The organism is Nocardioides koreensis (assembly GCF_039531775.1).
Taxonomy (GTDB): domain Bacteria; phylum Actinomycetota; class Actinomycetes; order Propionibacteriales; family Nocardioidaceae; genus Nocardioides; species Nocardioides koreensis.
Map to the genome: position 1 here is coordinate 113,501 of NZ_BAAAQR010000009.1, position 18,253 is coordinate 131,753.

At 72.4% G+C, this 18,253-nt stretch carries 17 protein-coding genes; 2 read left to right on the forward strand and 15 right to left on the reverse strand.

The window, feature by feature from the left end; all coding sequences use genetic code 11:
- Window positions 1-2 precede the first annotated feature (2 nt).
- The 8 genes from ABD268_RS15020 to ABD268_RS15055 all read right to left on the reverse strand — a co-directional run bounded on the left by ABD268_RS15020 (window position 3) and on the right by ABD268_RS15055 (window position 10,122).
- Entirely contained in the window at window positions 3-1,625 is a 1,623-nt protein-coding gene (locus ABD268_RS15020; RefSeq protein WP_344153780.1) for an acyl-CoA carboxylase subunit beta, read from the reverse strand.
- Window positions 1,622-2,779, reverse strand: coding sequence for an acyl-CoA dehydrogenase family protein (locus ABD268_RS15025; RefSeq protein ID WP_344153783.1), 1,158 nt, complete (start codon window positions 2,777-2,779; stop codon window positions 1,622-1,624). The genes ABD268_RS15020 and ABD268_RS15025 overlap by 4 nt, the downstream gene beginning before the upstream one ends.
- On the reverse strand, window positions 2,776-4,509 hold the full coding sequence (locus tag ABD268_RS15030) for an acyclic terpene utilization AtuA family protein (protein WP_344153786.1): 1,734 nt from the start codon (window positions 4,507-4,509) through the stop codon (window positions 2,776-2,778). The genes ABD268_RS15025 and ABD268_RS15030 overlap by 4 nt, the downstream gene beginning before the upstream one ends.
- The gene (locus ABD268_RS15035) at window positions 4,502-5,374 is read right to left on the reverse strand and encodes a TIGR03084 family metal-binding protein (protein ID WP_344153788.1); all 873 of its coding nucleotides are present in this window, start codon (window positions 5,372-5,374) and stop codon (window positions 4,502-4,504) included. The genes ABD268_RS15030 and ABD268_RS15035 overlap by 8 nt, the downstream gene beginning before the upstream one ends.
- Window positions 5,371-6,006, reverse strand: a complete 636-nt coding sequence (locus ABD268_RS15040; RefSeq protein WP_344153792.1) for a TetR/AcrR family transcriptional regulator — start codon at window positions 6,004-6,006, stop codon at window positions 5,371-5,373. The genes ABD268_RS15035 and ABD268_RS15040 overlap by 4 nt, the downstream gene beginning before the upstream one ends.
- A 68-nt stretch (window positions 6,007-6,074) precedes the next feature.
- Window positions 6,075-8,747, reverse strand: a complete 2,673-nt coding sequence (locus tag ABD268_RS15045; protein ID WP_344153795.1) for an ABC transporter permease — start codon at window positions 8,745-8,747, stop codon at window positions 6,075-6,077.
- Window positions 8,744-9,466 carry an ABC transporter ATP-binding protein gene (locus ABD268_RS15050; RefSeq protein ID WP_344153798.1) on the reverse strand — a complete coding sequence of 241 codons (723 nt, stop codon included), beginning with the start codon at window positions 9,464-9,466 and terminating at the stop codon, window positions 8,744-8,746. The genes ABD268_RS15045 and ABD268_RS15050 overlap by 4 nt, the downstream gene beginning before the upstream one ends.
- Entirely contained in the window at window positions 9,463-10,122 is a 660-nt protein-coding gene (locus ABD268_RS15055; protein ID WP_344153800.1) for a PadR family transcriptional regulator, read from the reverse strand. Before ABD268_RS15055 ends, ABD268_RS15050 begins: the two co-directional genes overlap by 4 nt.
- Before the next feature lie 223 nt (window positions 10,123-10,345).
- Here ABD268_RS15055 and ABD268_RS15060 point away from each other — a divergent pair, with 223 nt between their 5' ends.
- Window positions 10,346-10,990 (forward strand): RDD family protein, encoded by a 645-nt coding sequence (locus ABD268_RS15060; protein ID WP_344153803.1) that lies wholly within the window; start codon window positions 10,346-10,348, stop codon window positions 10,988-10,990.
- Between the two features lie 28 nt (window positions 10,991-11,018).
- On the opposite strand, the gene ABD268_RS15065 is transcribed toward ABD268_RS15060, so the two are convergent.
- Both ABD268_RS15065 and ABD268_RS15070 read right to left on the reverse strand, forming a co-directional pair.
- Window positions 11,019-12,326, reverse strand: coding sequence for a flavin-containing monooxygenase (locus ABD268_RS15065; RefSeq protein WP_344153806.1), 1,308 nt, complete (start codon window positions 12,324-12,326; stop codon window positions 11,019-11,021).
- Window positions 12,327-12,352: 26 nt separating this feature from the next.
- The gene (locus ABD268_RS15070) at window positions 12,353-12,727 is read right to left on the reverse strand and encodes a VOC family protein (protein WP_344153809.1); all 375 of its coding nucleotides are present in this window, start codon (window positions 12,725-12,727) and stop codon (window positions 12,353-12,355) included.
- 29 nt (window positions 12,728-12,756) lie between these two features.
- Here ABD268_RS15070 and ABD268_RS15075 point away from each other — a divergent pair, with 29 nt between their 5' ends.
- Window positions 12,757-13,545, forward strand: a complete 789-nt coding sequence (locus ABD268_RS15075; RefSeq protein WP_344153811.1) for an SDR family oxidoreductase — start codon at window positions 12,757-12,759, stop codon at window positions 13,543-13,545.
- On the opposite strand, the gene ABD268_RS15080 is transcribed toward ABD268_RS15075, so the two are convergent.
- The 5 genes from ABD268_RS15080 to ABD268_RS15100 are packed head-to-tail and all read right to left on the reverse strand — an operon-like array spanning window position 13,529 to window position 18,175.
- Complete coding sequence (locus ABD268_RS15080) at window positions 13,529-14,050, reverse strand: TetR/AcrR family transcriptional regulator (RefSeq protein ID WP_344153814.1); 522 nt, start codon at window positions 14,048-14,050, stop codon at window positions 13,529-13,531. The two genes, ABD268_RS15075 and ABD268_RS15080, sit on opposite strands and share 17 nt — an antisense overlap.
- A gap of 27 nt (window positions 14,051-14,077) precedes the next feature.
- Complete coding sequence (locus tag ABD268_RS15085) at window positions 14,078-14,773, reverse strand: histidine phosphatase family protein (protein WP_344153817.1); 696 nt, start codon at window positions 14,771-14,773, stop codon at window positions 14,078-14,080.
- Window positions 14,773-16,119, reverse strand: coding sequence for a phosphotransferase family protein (locus ABD268_RS15090; protein WP_344153820.1), 1,347 nt, complete (start codon window positions 16,117-16,119; stop codon window positions 14,773-14,775). The genes ABD268_RS15085 and ABD268_RS15090 overlap by 1 nt, the downstream gene beginning before the upstream one ends.
- The gene (locus ABD268_RS15095) at window positions 16,119-16,922 is read right to left on the reverse strand and encodes an SDR family NAD(P)-dependent oxidoreductase (protein WP_344153823.1); all 804 of its coding nucleotides are present in this window, start codon (window positions 16,920-16,922) and stop codon (window positions 16,119-16,121) included. The genes ABD268_RS15090 and ABD268_RS15095 overlap by 1 nt, the downstream gene beginning before the upstream one ends.
- A complete protein-coding gene (locus ABD268_RS15100) occupies window positions 16,919-18,175 on the reverse strand; it encodes an acyl-CoA dehydrogenase family protein (RefSeq protein ID WP_344153826.1) in 1,257 nt (418 codons plus the stop codon). The genes ABD268_RS15095 and ABD268_RS15100 overlap by 4 nt, the downstream gene beginning before the upstream one ends.
- Between the last annotated feature and the right edge of the window lie 78 nt (window positions 18,176-18,253).

Consider the following 18,253-nt stretch of genomic DNA (forward strand, 5'->3'; position numbering starts at 1 on the left):
GGTCACATCCTGAAGACGCCGAAGCGGTCGGTGCCGCTGTACGCCTTGTTCTCGATGACGGACAGGCAGATGCCCAGGACGGTCCGGGTGTCGCGCGGGTCGATGACCCCGTCGTCGTAGAGCATCCCGGAGAGGAAGAACGGCAGGCTCTGCTCCTCCACGGAGGCCTCGATGAAGGCCCGCATGCCCGCGTCGGCCTCCTCGTCGTACGCCTTGCCGCGACCCTCGGCCGCCGCGCGGGCCACGATGCTGAGGACGCCGGCGAGCTGGGCGGGCCCCATCACCGCGGACTTGGCGCTGGGCCAGGTGAAGAGGAAGCGCGGGTCGTAGGCGCGGCCGTTCATGCCGTAGTTGCCGGCGCCGTACGACGCCCCCATGATCACGCTCAGGTGGGGCACGGTGCTGTTGCTGACCGCGTTGATCATCATCGCGCCGTGCTTGATGATGCCGCCCTGCTCGTACTCCTTGCCGACCATGTAGCCGGTGGTGTTGTGCAGGAAGAGCAGCGGCACGTCGACCTGGTTGGCCAGCTGGATGAACTGCGTGGCCTTCTGCGCCTCCTCGGAGAACAGCACGCCCTGCGCGTTGGCGAGGATGCCGATCGGCCGCCCGTGGATCCTCGCCCACCCGGTCACCAGCGAGGGGCCGTAGAGCGGCTTGAACTCGTCGAAGGCGCGGCCGTTGGTGGGCGAGACGCCGTCGACCAGCCGGGCGATCACCTCGCGCGGGTCGAACGGCTCCTTGAGGTCGGTGGGGATCAGGTCGAGCAGGCCGTCGGAGTCGGCGTCGGGCTCGGCGTAGGTCTCGGCATGCCCGCTCGGGTCGCCCTCGCTGGTCGAGCAGCGAGCGCCGGCGAGCGTGTCGAGACCCCGCTTGCGCCAGTTCAGCCGGGCCACGATGCGCCGGCCGATCCGCAGCGCGTCGTGCTCGTCCTCGGCGAGGTAGTCGGCGAGGCCGGAGATCCGCGCGTGCATCTCCGCGCCGCCGAGCGACTCGTCGTCGGACTCCTCGCCGGTGGCCATCTTCACCAGCGGCGGACCGCCGAGGAAGACCTTGGCCTGCTCCTTGACCATCACCGTGTAGTCGCTCATGCCGGGCACGTAGGCCCCGCCCGCGGTGGAGTTGCCGAAGACGATCGCGACCGTGGGCTGCTTGGCCGCCGAGGAGCGGGTGATGTCGCGGAAGAGCTTCCCGCCCGGGATGAATATCTCCTTCTGGGTGGGCAGGTCCGCGCCCCCGGACTCGACCAGCGCGACCGTCGGGAGCCCGTTCTCCTCGGCGATCTGGGAGGCCCGGAAGATCTTCTTGACCGTCCACGGGTTGCTCGCGCCGCCCTTCACCGACGGGTCGTTGGCGGTGATCATGCACTCGACGCCCTCGACGACGCCGATGCCGGTCACCACGCTCGCGCCGACCGTGAAGTCCGAGCCCCAGCCGGCCAGCGGGCTGAGCTCGAGGAACGCGCTGCCCTCGTCGATGAGCAGCTCGATCCGCTCGCGCGGCAGCAGCTTGCCCCGGGCGTGGTGGCGCTCGACGTACTTCTCGCCGCCGCCGGCCACCGCCTTGGCGTGCTCGGCCTCCAGCTCGGCGAGCTTGTCGAGCATCGCGGTCCTGTTGTCGCTCATGCGTACCCCAGCAGCTTTGCGGCCAGATCCGTCAGCACCTCGGTCGCTCCTCCTCCGATCGGCAGGATCCGGGCGTCGCGGTAGTGCCGCTCCACCTCGGTCCCGTGCATGTACCCCGTCCCGCCGTGCAGCTGGACGGCCTCGTGGCAGACGTACGTCGCGGCGTCGCAGGCGGTCTGCTTGGCCAGGCAGGCCTCGGCGACCACGCTGTGCCTGTCCTCGGGGGCCCCGACCGTGTGCCGGCGGGCCACCTCGCGGGTGTAGGTGCGGGCGACCTCCACCTGCCGGCGCATCTCGACCAGCTTGTGGCGGACCACCTGGTTGGCGATGAGCGGCCGGCCGAAGGTCTCGCGGTCGCGGCAGTACGCCGCGGCGAGCTCCAGCGAGCGGGCCGCGATGCCGTAGGCGTGCACCGCGAGCGCGATCCGCTCGACCACGAACTGCTCGGCGATCTGGTAGAAGCCCGAGTTCTCCTCGCCGACCAGGTTGGCGGCGGGGACCCGGACGTCGACGAAGGACAGCTCCGCGGTGTCGGAGCAGTGCCAGCCCATCTTGGCCAGGGCGCGGTCGACGGTGAAGCCGGGCGTGCCCTTCTCGATGACCAGGAGGCTGACCCCCGCATGTCCCGGGCCTCCGGTGCGCACGGCAGTGGTCACGAAGTCGGCGCGCACCCCGCTGGTGATGAAGGTCTTGGCGCCGTTGACGACGTAGACGTCGCCATCCGCCCCTGGCTCGCGCCGTGCGGTGGTGCGGATGCCCGCGACGTCCGAGCCGCCGCCGGGCTCGGTGATCGCCAGGGAGCCGATCTTCTCACCGGCCAGCGCCGGCCGGACGAACCGGTCGACGAGCTCGGGCGAGCCGTTGGCGGCCAGGTGCGGTAGCGCGATGCCGCCGGTGAACAGGGCGGCCATCAGGCCGCTGGAGGCACCGGCCTCGAACATCGCCTCCTGCAGGGCGACCGAGTCGAGCAGGTCGCCGCCCTCGCCGCCCACGGACTCCGGGAACGAGACGCCGAGCAGGCCCTGCTTCGCGGCGGCCGCGTGCAGCTCGCGCGGGACCATGCCCGCGTCCTCCCACTCCTGCAGGTGGGGGGCCACCTCGCGGCGCACGAACTCGGCCGCGGTCGCACGCAGGGCCGCCCGATGCTCGGTCACAACAACCCCTCCTGGATGTGCACGATCCGCGACCGGACCCACTCGCCGAGCCCTTTGGCCTGCGGGTCGAACCGGGTCGAGGCGGCGACGCCCTGGCCGAGCAGCCCCCGGACCAGCACGTTGACCGCACCGAGGTTGGGCAGCACGAAGACCTCGACCTCGAGGTCGGCCGCCTCCGGGACCAGCTCGTGGATCTTCTTGGGGGTGATCAGCTTGGTCAGCCAGGTGACGCGGGCGTCGTACTTCTCCGAGCCGTCGTGGACCACCCACAGCCCGAGGTTCGCGTCACCGCCCTTGTCCCCGGAGCGCGCGTGCACGAACGACCCGAGCGGCATCCGGCGGTTGAGGGCGTCGGCCGGGGCGGGGTACGGCGAGGGGCGGAGGCCGGCGTCGGGCGGCACCTCACCGAACGTGGTGGGGTCCGGGACCTCCTCGCGGCTGCCGTCGGCGTGCACGACCGTGTGGGTGACGGCGGCGCGGTCGACGTACGCGGGGCGGTAGACGCCGTACGGCGTGGGCGGGCCGGGAGGCGCCGTCATCGTGAAGCCCGGGTAGGAGCCGAGCGCCAGCTCGACGGCCTCGCTGGTGAACGCGCGGCCGACCGGGTCGGGCGAGGGGTCCATGACCGTGCACCGCAGCAGGCAGGATGCGCCCTCCTCGGTGTCGGCGTCGGGCGGCGGGGTGGCGGTGCGGGTCCAGGTGACCGACGCTGCGCGCAGCGCGGGGGCCAGCTGCCTCCGCACCCACTCGGCCTTCTCCTCGATGTCGAGGCCGGTGAGCACCAGCTCCACCGAGTTGCGGAACCCGCCCAGCTCGTTGACGCACACCTTGAGCTGCTCGGGCGGGGCCGAGCCACGCACGCCGGAGATCGCCACCCGGTCCGGGCCCTGCTGCTCGAGCTGCACCGAGTCGAGCTCGGTGGTCACGTCGGGGCCGAGGTAGTGGGTGGACTGGATCTCGTAGACCAGCTGCGCGGTCACCGTGTCGACGGTGACCGCCCCGCCGGTGCCGTCGTGCTTCGTGATCACGCTCGAGCCGTCCGCGCCGAGCTCGGCGAGCGGGAAGCCCAGCGGCCGGCCGTCGTGCGGCAGGCTGCGGAAGCCCGAGAAGTTGCCGCCGGTGGCCTGGGTGCCGCACTCCAGGACGTGTCCGGCGACCACCGCGCCGGCCAGCTCGTCGTACGCCGTGGGTCCCCAGCCGAAGTGCGCGACCGCGGGCCCGACGACCAGCGAGGCGTCGGTGACCCGGCCGGTGACGACCACGTCGGCGCCGCCCCGCAGCGCGGCGGCGATGCCGAAGCCGCCGAGGTAGGCGTTGGCGGTCAGCGCCCCCTCCCAGCCCAGCTCCTCGGCGCGCGGGCGCAGGTCGTCGCCCTCGACGTGGGCGACGCTCGCGTCGAGCCCGAGTCCCTTCGCGACCTCACGGAGCCGGTCGGCCAGGCCCGCGGGGTTGAGACCACCGGCGTTGGCGACGATCTTCACGCCCCCCTCCAGGGCGAGGCCCAGGCAGTCCTCGGCCTGGCGGACGAACGTCCGCGCATAGCCCAGCGACGCGTCCTTCATCGTGTCCTTGCCGAGGATGAGCATGGTCAGCTCGGCGAGGTAGTCGCCGGTCAGCACGTCCAGCGGCCCGCCCTCGAGCATCTCGCGCATCGCGGAGAGCCGGTCGCCGTAGAAGCCGGAGCAGTTGCCGACGACCAACCGGTGATCGAGCCTGTCGAGATCACTCATGACGGGTCTCGACAGGCTCGACCGACGAGGGGGCAGGCTCGACCGACGAGGGGGCAGGCTCGACCGACGCGGCGGCGCGTCCCTCACCGGGCGGGCCGGCGAAGGCCTGCGCGATCCCCAGCCACCGCTCGGCGTCCTCGCCGACGGCCACCAGGTCGGTGTCCTCGCGGTTCACCCGCTGGGTGACCAGCAGGCAGAAGTCGTACGCCGATCCGGTCACCGACTGCGCGGCCCCCTCGGGACCCCACGTCCACACCTCGCCGGACGGCGCCTTCAGCTCGATCCGGAACTCCTCGGCCGGCGCCTCCAGCCGGTGCACCGAGAAGGCGAAGTCGCGGGTTCGCACGCCCAGGTGGGCGACGTTGCGGATCCGGTCGCTCTGCCGATCACGGAGGGCCGACTGCTCGATCCCGAGGGCGGCGTACACGTCGGCCGCGTGCGCCCAGGTCTCCATGAACCGGGCGGTGGCCATCGAGGCGGGCGACATCGGGGGACCGAACCACGGCATCTTCTCGCCGGCCGGATGGTCCCGCAGCGCCGTCGCGAGCGCCGCGCGGGCCTTGCCCCAGCGGGCGAGCAGCGCCGGCGGCGAGAGCCGCGCGACCTCGTGCGCCGAGGCGTCGACGAAACCGGTCGGGTCCTCCATGGCCCGCAGCACCAGCGCGTCCCAGGCCTGCTTGTCGGTGGCCGCGGCGACGGCGACCTCGTCGGTCCACAGCAGGTGCGCGACCTGGGTGGCGACGTCCCAGCCGGCCGCCGGGGTGGGTGTGCGCCAGCCGTCCTCGTCGAGGCCGGCGACCGCGTTCCAGAGCAGGTCGCCCTCGGCCTTCAGGTCCGCGAGCAGCGCGTCGAGCAGGTCGGTCATGCGGTCTCCCCCTGGAGATCGTCGTCGGCGAGGGCGTCGTCGAGGGCGACGGCCCACTGGTCGAGGATCCGGCGGCGCCGCCGGGCGTCGTCGGTGATCGTGTTGGCGAGCCCGAGCCCGCGGACCAGGTCGAGCGTGGCCTGGACGAGCTCCCGGACTCCCGGCCGGGACTCGTCGGCCCCGAGCAGCTCGACGGTGAGCCGGTGCGTCTGGCGACCGACCCGCTGCTCCAGCGGCGCCACGGCCGCCAGCAGGGTCTCGTCGGTGCGCGCGGCCACCCACAGCTCGAGGGCGGCGGTGAAGACCGGCGAGGTGAAGTGGTCGGCCAGCATCTGCAGCACCGCACGGGTGCGGCGCCTGCCGGTGGGCAGCGCCGCCGCCGCCTTCTCCAGCTCGGCGCCCCGGACCTCGGTGAGGTGCTCGACCGCGGCCACCACCAGGGCGTTCTTGGTCGGGAAGTGGTGCAGCTGGGCACCACGGCTCACCCCGGCACGCTCGGAGACCAGCGTCGTGGAGGTGCCGCTGAAGCCGCGCTCGACCAGGCACTCGACCGTCGCCTCGAGCAGCCGCGCCCGCATCGCGCGGGTGCGCTCCTCCTGCGGGACGCGGACCGTCCCCGGCTGGCTGCTCACCCCGCCAGCATGGGGCCGCCATGAACAAACAGTCAAGACTGACTTTTTGTGCGGTCGTGGTCTGCCGCTCAGGTCAGGCGGCCCGCCAACGGAAGCCTCGAGCGGGCGGTCAGCCCCACCACCAGGGCGGTGAGCAGCGGCAGCGCGACCACCAGGGACCCGACCAGCAGCCAGGGCACGTCGAGGAAGTGCGAGGGCAGGGCCTCACCGGTCGCCGTGGTGGCCCGCCAGGAGCTGCCGGTCAGCGGGTAGGTGATCGCGACGCCCGGGATGAACCCGACCACGATGCCGAGCAGGCCGCCGACCAACCCCACGACGAGCGCGTACGCCGCCGCGACGCCGCGACGGGTGCGCGGTGAGGCGCCCACCGCCGACAGCGTGGCCAGGTCGGGGCGCGCGTCGGAGAGCGCGAGGAACGTCGCGGTCAGCGTGCCGCCGAGCATGAGCACGCCGCCGAGCACCCCGAGGACCAGCAGCAGGATCTTCGTCTCGTCGGGCGCCTGGTAGCCGCGCTCGACGTACAACCCGGTGTCGTCGGAGATCCCGAGGACCGCCTCGTCGAGGTCCTTCTGCTGCCCCGCGGTGATCGTCGCGTCGATCAGCAGCCCCACCGTGGCGGGGGCGGTGAACTCGGATTCCAGGGCCGCCGCGACCGAGCCGGGCACGACCGCCTGGATCGTGCCCAGGCCCTCCGGGATCCGCACGAACACGGCGGGGACGTCGACCTTCCCCAGCAGGTGGGCGCGGCCACCCTGTGCGGGATAGCTCCTGCCGGTCACGCGTACTTCGTCGGCGCGCACCCGGTGCGAGGCGAAGACGACCGCACGTCCCGCCCGCAGCGCGGCGCCGGCGCGGGCGACGTCCGCCTCCGCGACCCCGGGCACGACGGTGGGCAGGTCCCCGTCGCTCACCAGCACCGAGGACCCGAGCGCCGAGCCGTAGACGTCGAGCAGTCCGTCGTCGTGGCGCACCCGGAAGGCGAGGTCGACGGTGCCGCCGCCCGGGGTGCTGGACGGGATCCCGCGCACCTCGGTGATCGCGGCGTCCGGGACGTACCGCTCCACGGCGGCCCGCAGCCGCGGCCATGCGGCCTCGCGCGGCTTCCACTGGGTGATCGACGCCTGGCCGATCGCCAGCTGCGGGACGTACTCCGCCTCGTTCTGGGCCTCGTCACTGGTGTTCGCGATCCCGAGCGCGACCACGCCCGCGACGGTCGCGGCCACCGCCGCGACCGCGGGCACGGTCCGGGTCCGGTGCCGCGCGGCGTCGCGGACGGCGTACCGCAGCGTCAGCGGCAACCGGCCGGAGAACCTCGCGAGCCCGACCACCACGACCGGGACCAGCAGGATCATCCCGAGCACGGCGACGATCGCTGCGCCCGCGATGAAGTACTCGCCGTTGGACGTCGACCGCGCGCCGTACGCCGCCCCCGCGACGCCGGCGCCGAGCAGCACGACGCCGAGCACCGGCGAGCGCAGGCCGGGCGCGCGGTCGCCGCGGCGCCCGGCCAGCACCGCCACGACGTCCTGGCGGGACGCGATCCACGCCGGGACCACCGCGGCCAGCAGCGCGCTGACGAGCCCGAACGCCGCGATGCCGGCCAGGTGCGGCCACGGCACGTCGAAGGGTCCGAACCAGGAGCTCGAGAACCGCTGCACGAGCGGCATCAACAGCCACGCGGCCCCGATCCCGAGCAGCACGCCGAGGGCGGCACCCGTCGTGCCGAGCACGATCCCGCCGGCGAGCACCACACGCCGCGCCTGGGCGGGCGTCCCGCCGGTCGCGGACATCAGCGCGAGCGACCGCGACTGGCGGCGGGCGCCGACGGCGAAGGCCGGCCCCGCGAGGAGCACGACCTCGATCAGCGCCATCACCACGATCAGGACGACGACCGCGACCACGGCCTGGTCGGTCCCGGTCGACCAGCTGCGGATCTCGGCGGGGATCGCGGACTCCGGCGGCGGGTCCAGCATCACCGCCCGGGAGAGCACCAGGCCGCCGACCGCGTTGATCTCCCGCACCTGGTCCCAGGAGACGGGGCCGCCGCCGACCAGCCAGGTCTTCATCCCGTTGCCATGGTCGACGAGCTCGGCGGAGCTTCCGACGAGGACGGGGTAACCGCGGTACGTCGCGGACTCGCCGATCCCGACGACCGTGAACGGCCCCTCGCCCCGCAAGTCAGCGCCCTGCACCTCGAGCCGGTCACCGAGGGCGAAGCCGCGGTCGGCCAGCGCCGAGTTCACGACCACCTCGTCGGAGGCCGTCGGCGCGCGGCCGGCGGTCACGTCGAAGAGGCCGTCGGCGAGCGGGTCGGTCAGGTCGACGCGCGTGGTTTCCGCGTACACGGCGCCATGGTCGGTGTCGACGCTGACGCTGCCCCGGCTGACCGGGATCGCCGGCACGTCGGGCCCGAGCACCGAGCGCACCCGTGCGAGCCGGGAGGGATCCAGGTGCCGGCCCGGAGCCCCGTCGCCGCTCGACGCCTCGTCGGGGTCGAAGGACTGCTGCACCCTCCCGATGCCCTGCTGGAAGCTCACCCGCGCGTCCGCGGCCCCGAGCCGCCGGTCGAGCGACTCCGCCCCGGACACGTCCTGCGTCTGCAGCACCACGTCGGCGGCGATCACCCCCAGCACCGGGAGCGCGATCATCACCAGGACCAGGATGCTGCGGCCCCGGGACCGCAGGGCGTCACGGCGGGCCAGCCTCAGCGCGAGCCGCCAGCCGGACAGCCAGCTGCTCATCGCGCGAGGTCCGGCTCGAGCAGGGCGTCCACCGGGGTCGAGCCCGACTCGTCGACCACGACGCCGTCGCGCAGGAAGACCACCCGGTCCGCCCACGCGGCGTGCCGCGCCTCGTGGGTGACCAGCACCCCGGCGGCGCCCGCGTCGCAGCGGGCCCGCAGCAGCCGCAGGATGTCCTCGCCGGTCTCGGTGTCGAGGGCGCCGGTCGGCTCGTCGGCCAGGATCAGCCGGCGCTCCCCCACCACCGCGCGGGCGATCGCCACCCGCTGCTGCTGGCCGCCCGACATCTCGTCGGGGAACCGGTCGGCGAGCTCACCGATGCCGACCTCGTCCAGCGCGGCCCGGGCCGCCCGGCGGGCGGACCTGGTGCGCTCGCCGTCCAGCTCGCGCGGCAGGGCGACGTTCTCGGCAGCGGTGAGCGCCGGGATCAGGTTGAAGTCCTGGAAGACGTAGCCCACCGACGTACGCCGCATCCGCGCACGGCCCTTGTGGCCGAGCGTCGCGAGGTCGGACCCCTCCACCGACACCGTGCCGGACGTCGGCTGGTCCAGCCCGCCGGCCAGGGTCAGCAGCGTGGACTTGCCGGAGCCGGAGGGGCCCATCACCGCGACCAGCTCGCCGGCGTACGCCGCGAACGAGACCGCGCGCAGGGCGACCACCTCGGTCGCGCCCTCGCCGTGGACGCGGGTCACCTCGTCGAGGTGGAGCACGGCGGTCATCGGCGGGGCTCCTTCGTGCGCGTGGTCTCGACAGGCTCGACCACCGGGGACTTCTCGGCCACCGGGGACTTCTCACCCATCGGGGACCGCTCGGCGGCGGCGCGGCGGAGCCGGGACTCGCAGTGGTCCAGCCAGCGGATCTCCGCCTCGGCGGCGAAGACCAGCGAGTCGAGCACCAGGCTCCAGGCCATGTCGGCACGATCCTCCGGCGCCGCGGCGCGACCGCCGCGCTTGAGCCGGGTGTAGTCCTGGAGCGCCGCCATCGTCGCCGAGCGCTGCTGCTGGATCACTCGGCCCACGTCCACACCGGGGACGGTGACGGCGATGGCGAGCTTGATGGCGAGCTCGTCGCGGGGCGGCTGGGTGCGCGGCACCGGCGTGGTGAACCACGCCGCGACCTCGTCCCGACCGGCCGGGGTGACGCGGTAGATCACGCCATGGCTGGCTCCCTGAGCGGCGCCCAGGTCGGCCTCGTCCTCGGCGCCCTCGGCACTCTCGACGAGACCGTCACGCTCCAGCCGGGTCAGGGTCGTGTAGACCTGCCCGACGTTGAGCGGCCAGGTCGCCCCGGTCCGCTGCTCGAACTCGGCGCGGAGCTGGTAGCCGTACATCGGCCCCTGCTCCAGCAGCGCCAACAGTGCCTGCTTGACAGACATCCGCGCCTCCCCGGGCGGTTGCCCACCGGCCCCCGTGACCGATGGATACCGGGTATGTATACCACGTATGCACCTCGCACGTATGCACCTCAGTGGCCCCGGAACTGCCGGGACACGTTTGGCCGGTTGTGGCGCGGGGGAACACCTGTGCGGGTCGGCCATCACTACGCTGGCGCCACCTTCGACCCACCCACCGGCTCGACCCACCACCAGGGGGAACACGATGTCCAGCACCGGGAACCCGCCCCAGGGCCCGCAGAACCCGTACGACCAGCAGCCCGACCCCTACGCCCAGCAGCAGCCCAACCCGTACGGCGAGCAGCCCGGGTACGGCCAGCCGGCGTACGGACAGCCCGCCTACGGGCAGCCCGGGTACGGCATGCCGGGCTACGGCATGGCCCCCGACTACGCCAACTGGTTCAAGCGGGTCGGCGCCTACCTGGTCGACGCGCTGCTCACCTCGCTGGCCGGCTTCCCGCTGTGGATCGGCTACGGCATCCTCATCGCCTCCGCCGAGACGACGACGAACGCCGACGGCACCACCACGACGAGCATGGACGGCGGGGCGGCCTCCGCGATCCTGATCCTGGTCGGCGTCATCACCTCGATCGCGTTCTTCGTCTGGAACACCTGCATGAAGCAGGGCCGGACCGGCTACTCGATCGGCAAGGGCGTGCTCGGCATCAAGCTCATCGCCGAGCGGACCGGCCAGCCGATCGGCGCCGGCATGGCCTTCGTCCGCTACCTGTGCCACATCGTCGACAGCATCTGCTACATCGGCTACCTGTGGCCGCTGTGGGACTCCAAGCGCCAGACCTTCGCCGACAAGATCATGAGCACGATCGTGGTCAACCAGCCCAAGGGCTGACGCCGACGTACTCGAGGACCCGCCGGGCTCAGGCCCGGCGGGTTCTGCGTTCCCGGCGCAGCTCGCCGCGGTAGGTGTGGGTGTCGACCTGGATCGTGTGCCGCTTCGAGGCGACGTACCGCTTCCGCACGGCCGCGTCGTACGCCTCGATCTGGGCCCGCATCTCGGGCACCGGCGGCAGCGTCACCTCGCCCGCGACCAGCTCGGCCACCCAGTGCGCCTGCTCCTCGGCGAGCGGCATCACGGCGCCGAGCGGCTGGATCAGCCCGATGAAGTAGAGGCCCGGGTGCTCCGGCGCGACGACCCGCCGGTAGAGGTCGACGTGGTTGTCCTCGGCGCGCACCACCGTCTCGTCGAGGAACGGGAAGCTCACCCGGTAGCCGGTGCAGTAGACGACCACGTCCGCCTCGACCCCGCTGCCGTCGGTGAAGAACACCTTCGAGCCCTCGAACCGGTCGATGTTCGGCTTCACGGTGATGTCCCCGTGGCCGAGCCGGGTCAGCAGGTCGGCGCTGATCGTCGGGTGTGCCTGGAGCACGTCGTGGTCGGGCTCGGGCAGGCCGTAATCGGTCATCCGGCCGACCGCGAGCCGGAGCATCGCCTTCATGCCGAGCTTCTGCATCGGCAGCGGGCCGCGGGCCAGCGGCGAGCTGGTGAGGTGGTCGGTCGGCACGCCGAAGAGGTACTTCGGCAGCACGTGCGCGCCCCGCCGCATCGCCAGGTAGGTCTCGTCGGCGACCCGGGAGGACTCGACCGCGATGTCGGTGGCGGAGTTGCCGATCCCGAGGACCACCACGCGCCGGCCCTCGAAGACGTCGGGCGTCCGGTAGTAGTGGGCGTGCATCTGGGTGCCCGGGAAGGTCTCGCTTCCGGGGAACGACGGCTCCGGCCAGCGCGGATCCCAGTGGTGGCCGTTCGCCACCAGCACGTGCTCGTAGTGCCTGGTCTCGGGCTCCCCACTGCCGTCGACCGCGCGGATCGTGACGTCGTACCCCCCGTCGGCCGAGACCACCTTCACGACCTCGGTGCGGAAGGTGATCCGCTCCCGCAGCCCGAAGTGGTCCACGAAGTCGTCGAAGTAGGCGGCGATCTGCCAGTGGCTCGGGTAGTCCGGGTAGTCCTCCGGCATCGGGTACGCGGCGTACTCCATCGCCGTGCGCGAGGTGTTGATGTGCAGCGACCGGTAGGCCGAGCTCACGCCGTTGTCGTTGTCGTAGCGCCAGTTGCCGCCGACCCCGGAGCCCATCTCGAAGCAGTCGAAGTCGATGCCTTTGGCGGCCAGCACCTGGGCCGCGGTGATGCCGGACGCGCCGGCCCCGATGAGGCAGACGCTCATGCTGCCCCTGCTCATGCGGCCCCGGCTCATACGGACTGCCACAGCCCCATGCTGTTGCCCTCGACGTCCTTGAAGTACGCCGCCCAGCCCATCTCGCCGACCTGCTGCCGGCCGAGCAGCGTCTGGCCGCCGAGGGACTCGATCTTCGCGAGCGCGGCGTCGATGTCGTCGACCTCGATCACCATGACCGGGGTGTCGTTCGGGTTCTGCCGGCGCAGCATCCCGCCGTTGATGAAGCCGGGCTCGGTGGCGCCCTCCTCCCCGGTCGGCCCGGTCGTGGCGAGCGTGTAGGACATGCCCGGCAGGTCCATGAGCTGCCAGCCGAAGGCCTCCCTGTAGAACGACCGCGCCCGGTCGCCGTCGTCGAAGGGGATCTCGAAATGCACGACCCGTCCACTCATGTCCGCGACCCTACGCGAGAGTAGGTTCCATGAGCAGAGTCACGTCGAAGACCATCCTGATCACCGGTGCCTCCTCCGGGCTGGGCGCCGAGATGGCGCGCCAGTTCGCGGCCGCCGGACACGACCTCGCGCTGTGCGCACGCCGGATCGAGCGGCTCGAGGAGCTCCGGGACGAGATCCTGGCCGCGAGCTCCTCCGCAGGCTCAGCACGGCCGCGGATCGAGATCCGGGCCCTCGACGTCAACGACGCCGACCAGGTCTTCGAGGTGTTCCGCGCGTTCCGCGACGACTTCGCCGCGGACGGACGCACGATCGACCGGATCGTCATCAACGCCGGCCTGGGCAAGGGCGCCCCGCTGGGCACCGGCGGCCACGCGGCCAACCGCGAGACCGCGATGACCAACTTCGTCGGCGCGCTGACCCAGGCCGAGGCCGCGATGGAGATCTTCCGCGCCCAGGACGCGGGCCACCTCGTGATGATCTCCTCGATGTCGGCCATGCGCGGGCTGCCCAAGTCGATGACGACGTACGCCGCCACGAAGGCCGGCGTCGCGCACCTGGCCGAGGGCCTGCGCAACGAGCTGCTCGGCAAGCCGATCAAGGTCACCGTGCTCTACCCCGGCTACATCGCCTCGGAGATGAACGAGCGCGTCGCCCAGAGCACCCCGCTCATGGTCAGCACCGAGAAGGGCGTGCGCGCGATGGTCGAGGCGATCGAGAAGGAGAAGGCCTCGGCCCACGTGCCGGCGCTGCCCTGGGCGCCGCTGTCGGTGGTGATGAAGCACGCCCCGCTGCCGGTGTTCAAGAAGCTGATGTGAGCAGCTCGCCGACGAACTGCTCCAGTGCAGCTCGAGCCCGCTCCACGGACAGCGCCCCTTCGCCCAGGCTCATGGCGAAGCGCAACCCCTCGATCACTGCGACCAAGAGGTCCAGATCCCGCCGTCCGAGCTCCGGGACCACTCGAGCGAGCCGTTCCCGCTCGGACCGACGGAAATCCGCCATCGCCGCGGCCACACCGGGATGACCGAGGCCGATCACGGTGAGTGCCAGGTCGAACGCCTGGTCGTGCACGCCGTCCGCGTTCTGGGCCAAGAGCGCGATCACCTTGGTCGGTTCGGTGACATAGATCTGGGACGACGCACGGTCCGCCGCCCACCTGTGGGCCGCGAGCGTCCACATCCGCTCCGCGCCCTCGAAGTGGTTGACGATGCCCGACGCACTGATTCCGGCCTCGCGCGCGACTGATCGCAACGAAGGCCCGGGGAGGCCATTGGTCACCACGAGACGGAACATGGCGTGGAGGACCGAGTCCAGCCGGTCCATCAGGAGGATGTTGCGATCAGGCCGGGCTCAGCGGTAGGTGAGGTGCTCGCCCTCGAGATGCGGGTGCTCGTTGAATGTCAGCAGGCGCGGGCCGGTGGAGCCGACGACCACCCGGGTGACCGAGGAGTTCACGGTCACGGTGTTGAAGCGGGCCCAGAGCCGGGCCGAGGTGGCCGGGTCCTCGCCGGTGGGGTCGACGAGGGCCGCGCAGGCGGCGGCGATCGGGCCGCCGGAGCTCACCGCGACCGCCGTCCCGCCGGGCCCCACGGCCGCACAGGCACGCTCGAGGGCGCCGCGGACCCGCGCGACGAAGGCGGCGTACGACTCGGGGTAGTCGTCGTGGGCCCCCGAGGTCCAGCGCGCGGTGGCCCGCTCGAAGATGCGCTGGAACTCGCGGCGGTCGACGCCGTGCATCTCCGCGCTGCCGGACGGGACGTCGGCCTCGGCCTCGGCGTAGGCCGCCACGACGCCGAGGTGGTCGAACTCGTTCCAGCCCGGGTCGACCTCGACGGCGGTGTCCCAGCCGCCCCCGGACAGCATGCCCTCGGCGGTCTCCCGGTGCCGGCGCATGTCGCCGCGCCAGATCACGTCGGGCACGACCTTGCGCTCGGCCAGCCAGGCGCCGAGCAGCCGGCTCTGCTCCCACCCGGTCTCGGACAGCACGTCGTAGTCGTCGGCGCCGAACGAGGCCTGGCCGTGGCGGACCAGCAGCAGGACCCCCATCAGCGTCCCTCGCCGGTCGAGCGGTCTTCGTTGGTCGAGCGGTCTTCGTTGGTCGAGCGGTCTTCGTTGGTCGAGCTTGTCGAGACCAGGATCTGTCGGCAGCGCGTCTCCAGGTAGCCCACGGCCGGCCCGAACACGGCGTACGCCTCGTTGGTGGTCTGCCGGTGGTAGTAGCGGTACCAGATCTGCTGGGCGATCACGGCCAGCCGGAACAGCCCGAAGACCTCGTAGAACCGCCACTGCTCGGGGGTGACCTCGAACCCCATCCGGGCGCAGTAGTGCTCGACGATCCGGGCGCGGGTCCACATGCCCGGCTCGGTGGTCGGCTGGCGACGGAACATCTGGAAGAACTCGTCGTCGCCCGCCTCGACCCAGTAGGCGAGCATCCCGCCGAGGTCCATCAGCGGGTCGCCCACCGTGGCCATCTCCCAGTCGAGCACACCGATGATCCGCAGCTCCCGACCGGAGGCACCCGTATCCGGGCCGCCGGCATCCAGCACCATGTTGTCGAAGCGGAAGTCGTTGTGGATCAGGCGCTGGCCCACGTCGGCGGGCTGGTGCTCCTCGATCCACGCGGTGATGTCGGACCAGTCACCGGTGTCGTCGGTGCGGGCCTTCTCGAAGCGGTCGATCCAGCCGGACACCTGACGCGCGACGTACCCCTCGCCGCGGCCGAGCCGGGCCAGCTCCGGGCTCGCCTCGACGTCGACGGAGTGCAGGTCGACGAGCACGTCGAGGGCACGCTCGCACAGCGCGGACGCCTCGTCCTCGGCGAGCGGCCAGGGCAGGTCGCGACGCAGGATCGTGCCCTCGAGCTTCTCCATGACGTAGAACTCCGAGCCGATCACCGACTCGTCCCGGCAGTACCCCACCATCCGGGGCACGTAGGGGAAGACCGGGGCCAGCGCGGACTGGATGCGGTGCTCGCGGCCCATGTCGTGGGCGCTGGCGGCCTTCGCTCCCGCCGGCGGTCGCCGCAGGATGAGCTCTCGCTGCACCCGATCCCGCGCGGAGTACCTGAGCAGGTAGGTCAGGTTCGAGGCGCCACCCGGGAACTGCCGGACCTCGGGCGTGCCCACCAGGTCCTCGACGAACTCCTCGGCGTGGTCCCGCAGCCAGGCGGCCACGGCCTCCACGTCGAAGGCGTCCTCGTCGCGGACCGGCTTCGCCGGGTTCCCCTCGATCGGGCGGCCGTCGCTGGTCGAGCGGTCGTCGTTGGTCGAGCGGTCGTCGTTGGTCGAGCGGTCGTCGTTGGTCGAGCGGTCGTCGTTGGTCGAGCGGTCGTCGTTGGTCGAGCGGTCGTCGTTGGTCGAGCGGTCGTCGTTGGTCGAGCCTGTCGAGACCATCAGATCCCCTTCTCGAGCTTCGCGGCCTGCGCCCGCATCACCGCGTCGTACGCCGCCCGGTCGTGCTGCTTGAGCGCCCAGGCGTCCCGGGCGGGCTGGTCCGGCACGATCAGCTCGTCGCCGCGCTCGAGCCCCTCGACCACCGCGGCCGCGATGTCGTCGGCGGTGATGGGCGAGCTCTCGACCAGCCGCGTCATCACCGTGCCGAGGGCGGCGTCCTCACCCTGCAGCGAGGCCATCAGGTTCGTGCGGAAGTACGACGGGCACACGACGTGCGCGGTCACGCCGTACGCCGCGAGCTCGTGGCCGGTGGTCTCGGTGAGCGCGACGACCGCGGCCTTGACCGCGTTGTACGACGCCATCCCGGCGGGGTGCACGAGGCCGGCGAGGGACGCGACGTTCACGATCGCGCCCGAGCGCTGTCGCTTGAGCATGGGGACGAACGTGCGGGTGCCGCGGACCGCCCCGAACAGGTTGACGTTCGTGATCCACTCCCACTCCCCCATGGTGGCCACGTCGAGCCGGCCGCCGCCGGCGACGCCCGCGTTGTTGACCAGGATGTCGAGGCCGCCCCAGCTGTCCGTCACGTGCGCGAGCGCCGCCGCCCAGTCGGCGTCCGAGGTGATGTCGAGCCTCAGGTCCATCCCGGCAGTCGAGCCCACCCCAGTGGTCGAGCCCGCCCCGGTGGTCGAGCCGGTCGAGACCACATCGGTCCGCAGCACCTCGTCCCCACGCGCCTCGAAGGCGGCGCAGAGTGCCGCCCCGAGCCCCGAGGCCGCGCCGGTGACCAGCACCCGGCTCATCGCGCGGCCCCGTACTTGCCGAGCTCGAGCCGGGCGACGACGCCGCGATGGACCTCGTCGGGACCGTCGGCCAGCCGCAGGGCGCGGGCCGCGGTCCAGGCGCCGGCCAGCGGGAAGTCCGAGGAGAGCCCGCCGCCGCCGTGCAGCTGCATCGCCATGTCGATCACCTTCTGGGCCATCGCCGGCACCGCCACCTTGATCTGGGAGACCTCCGAGAGCGCGTTGAGCGGCCCGCCGACGTCGAGCTTCCACGCCGCGTGGAGCACCAGGAGCCGGGCCTGGTCGATCGCGATCCGGGCCTCGGCGATGCGCTCGCGGTTGCCGCCGAGGTTGGCCAGCGGCTTGCCGAAGGCACTGCGCTCGAGCGCGCGGGTGCACCCCAGCTCCAGTGCCAGCTCGGCCAGGCCGATCAGCCGCATGCAGTGGTGCACCCGGCCGGGGCCCAGCCGGCCCTGCGCGATCGCGAACGCTTCGCCCGGACCGCTGATGATGTTGGCCACCGGCACCCGCACGTCGGTGAAGGACACCTCGCCGTGGCCCAGCGGCTCGTCGTGCACGCCCATCGTGTCGAGCATCCGCTCGACCTTCACCCCGGGGGCGTGCCGCGGCACCAGCACCATCGAGTGCCGGCGATGCCGGTCCTCCTCGGGATCGGTCAGCCCCATGAAGACGAGGACCTGGCAGTCGGGATGGCCGACCCCGGTGGACCACCACTTGCGGCCGTTGACCACGACCTCGTCGCCGTCGACGACGGCGGTGGCCTCCATGTTGGTGGCGTCGGAGGAGGCGACGTCGGGCTCGGTCATCGTGAACGCCGAGCGGATCCGGCCGTCCAGCAGCGGCTCCAGCCACTCGCGCCTCTGCTCGGGCGAGCCGTAGCGCAGCAGCACCTCCATGTTCCCCGTGTCCGGGGCGTTGCAGTTGAACACCAGCGGGGCGATCGCGGAGCGCCCCATCAGCTCGGCCAGCGGGGCGTAGTCGACGTTGCTCAGGCCCTCCCCGCCGTCGGTGCCGAACCGCACGGCGTAGTCCCCGGCGTGCTCCCGGGGGAGGAAGAGGTTCCACAGCCCCCGCGCCCGGGCCTTGGCCTTGAGCTCCTCGAGGACCGACAGGGGCTGCCACGGGTCGCCGCTACGCCGCAGGTCGGCCAGGTCGCGGTGGTAGCCGGGCTCGACCGGCGCGATCTCCTCGGCCATGAACTCGGCCACGCGTGCGGTCAGGTCGGCGGCCCGTTCGGACGGAGCGAAGTCCATGCCCGGCACCCTAGCCGGGGCGCGACGGCCTCCCGCCCACCCGTCCGCGGACTGCTCGAGCCCCCGCCTTTTCCCCCG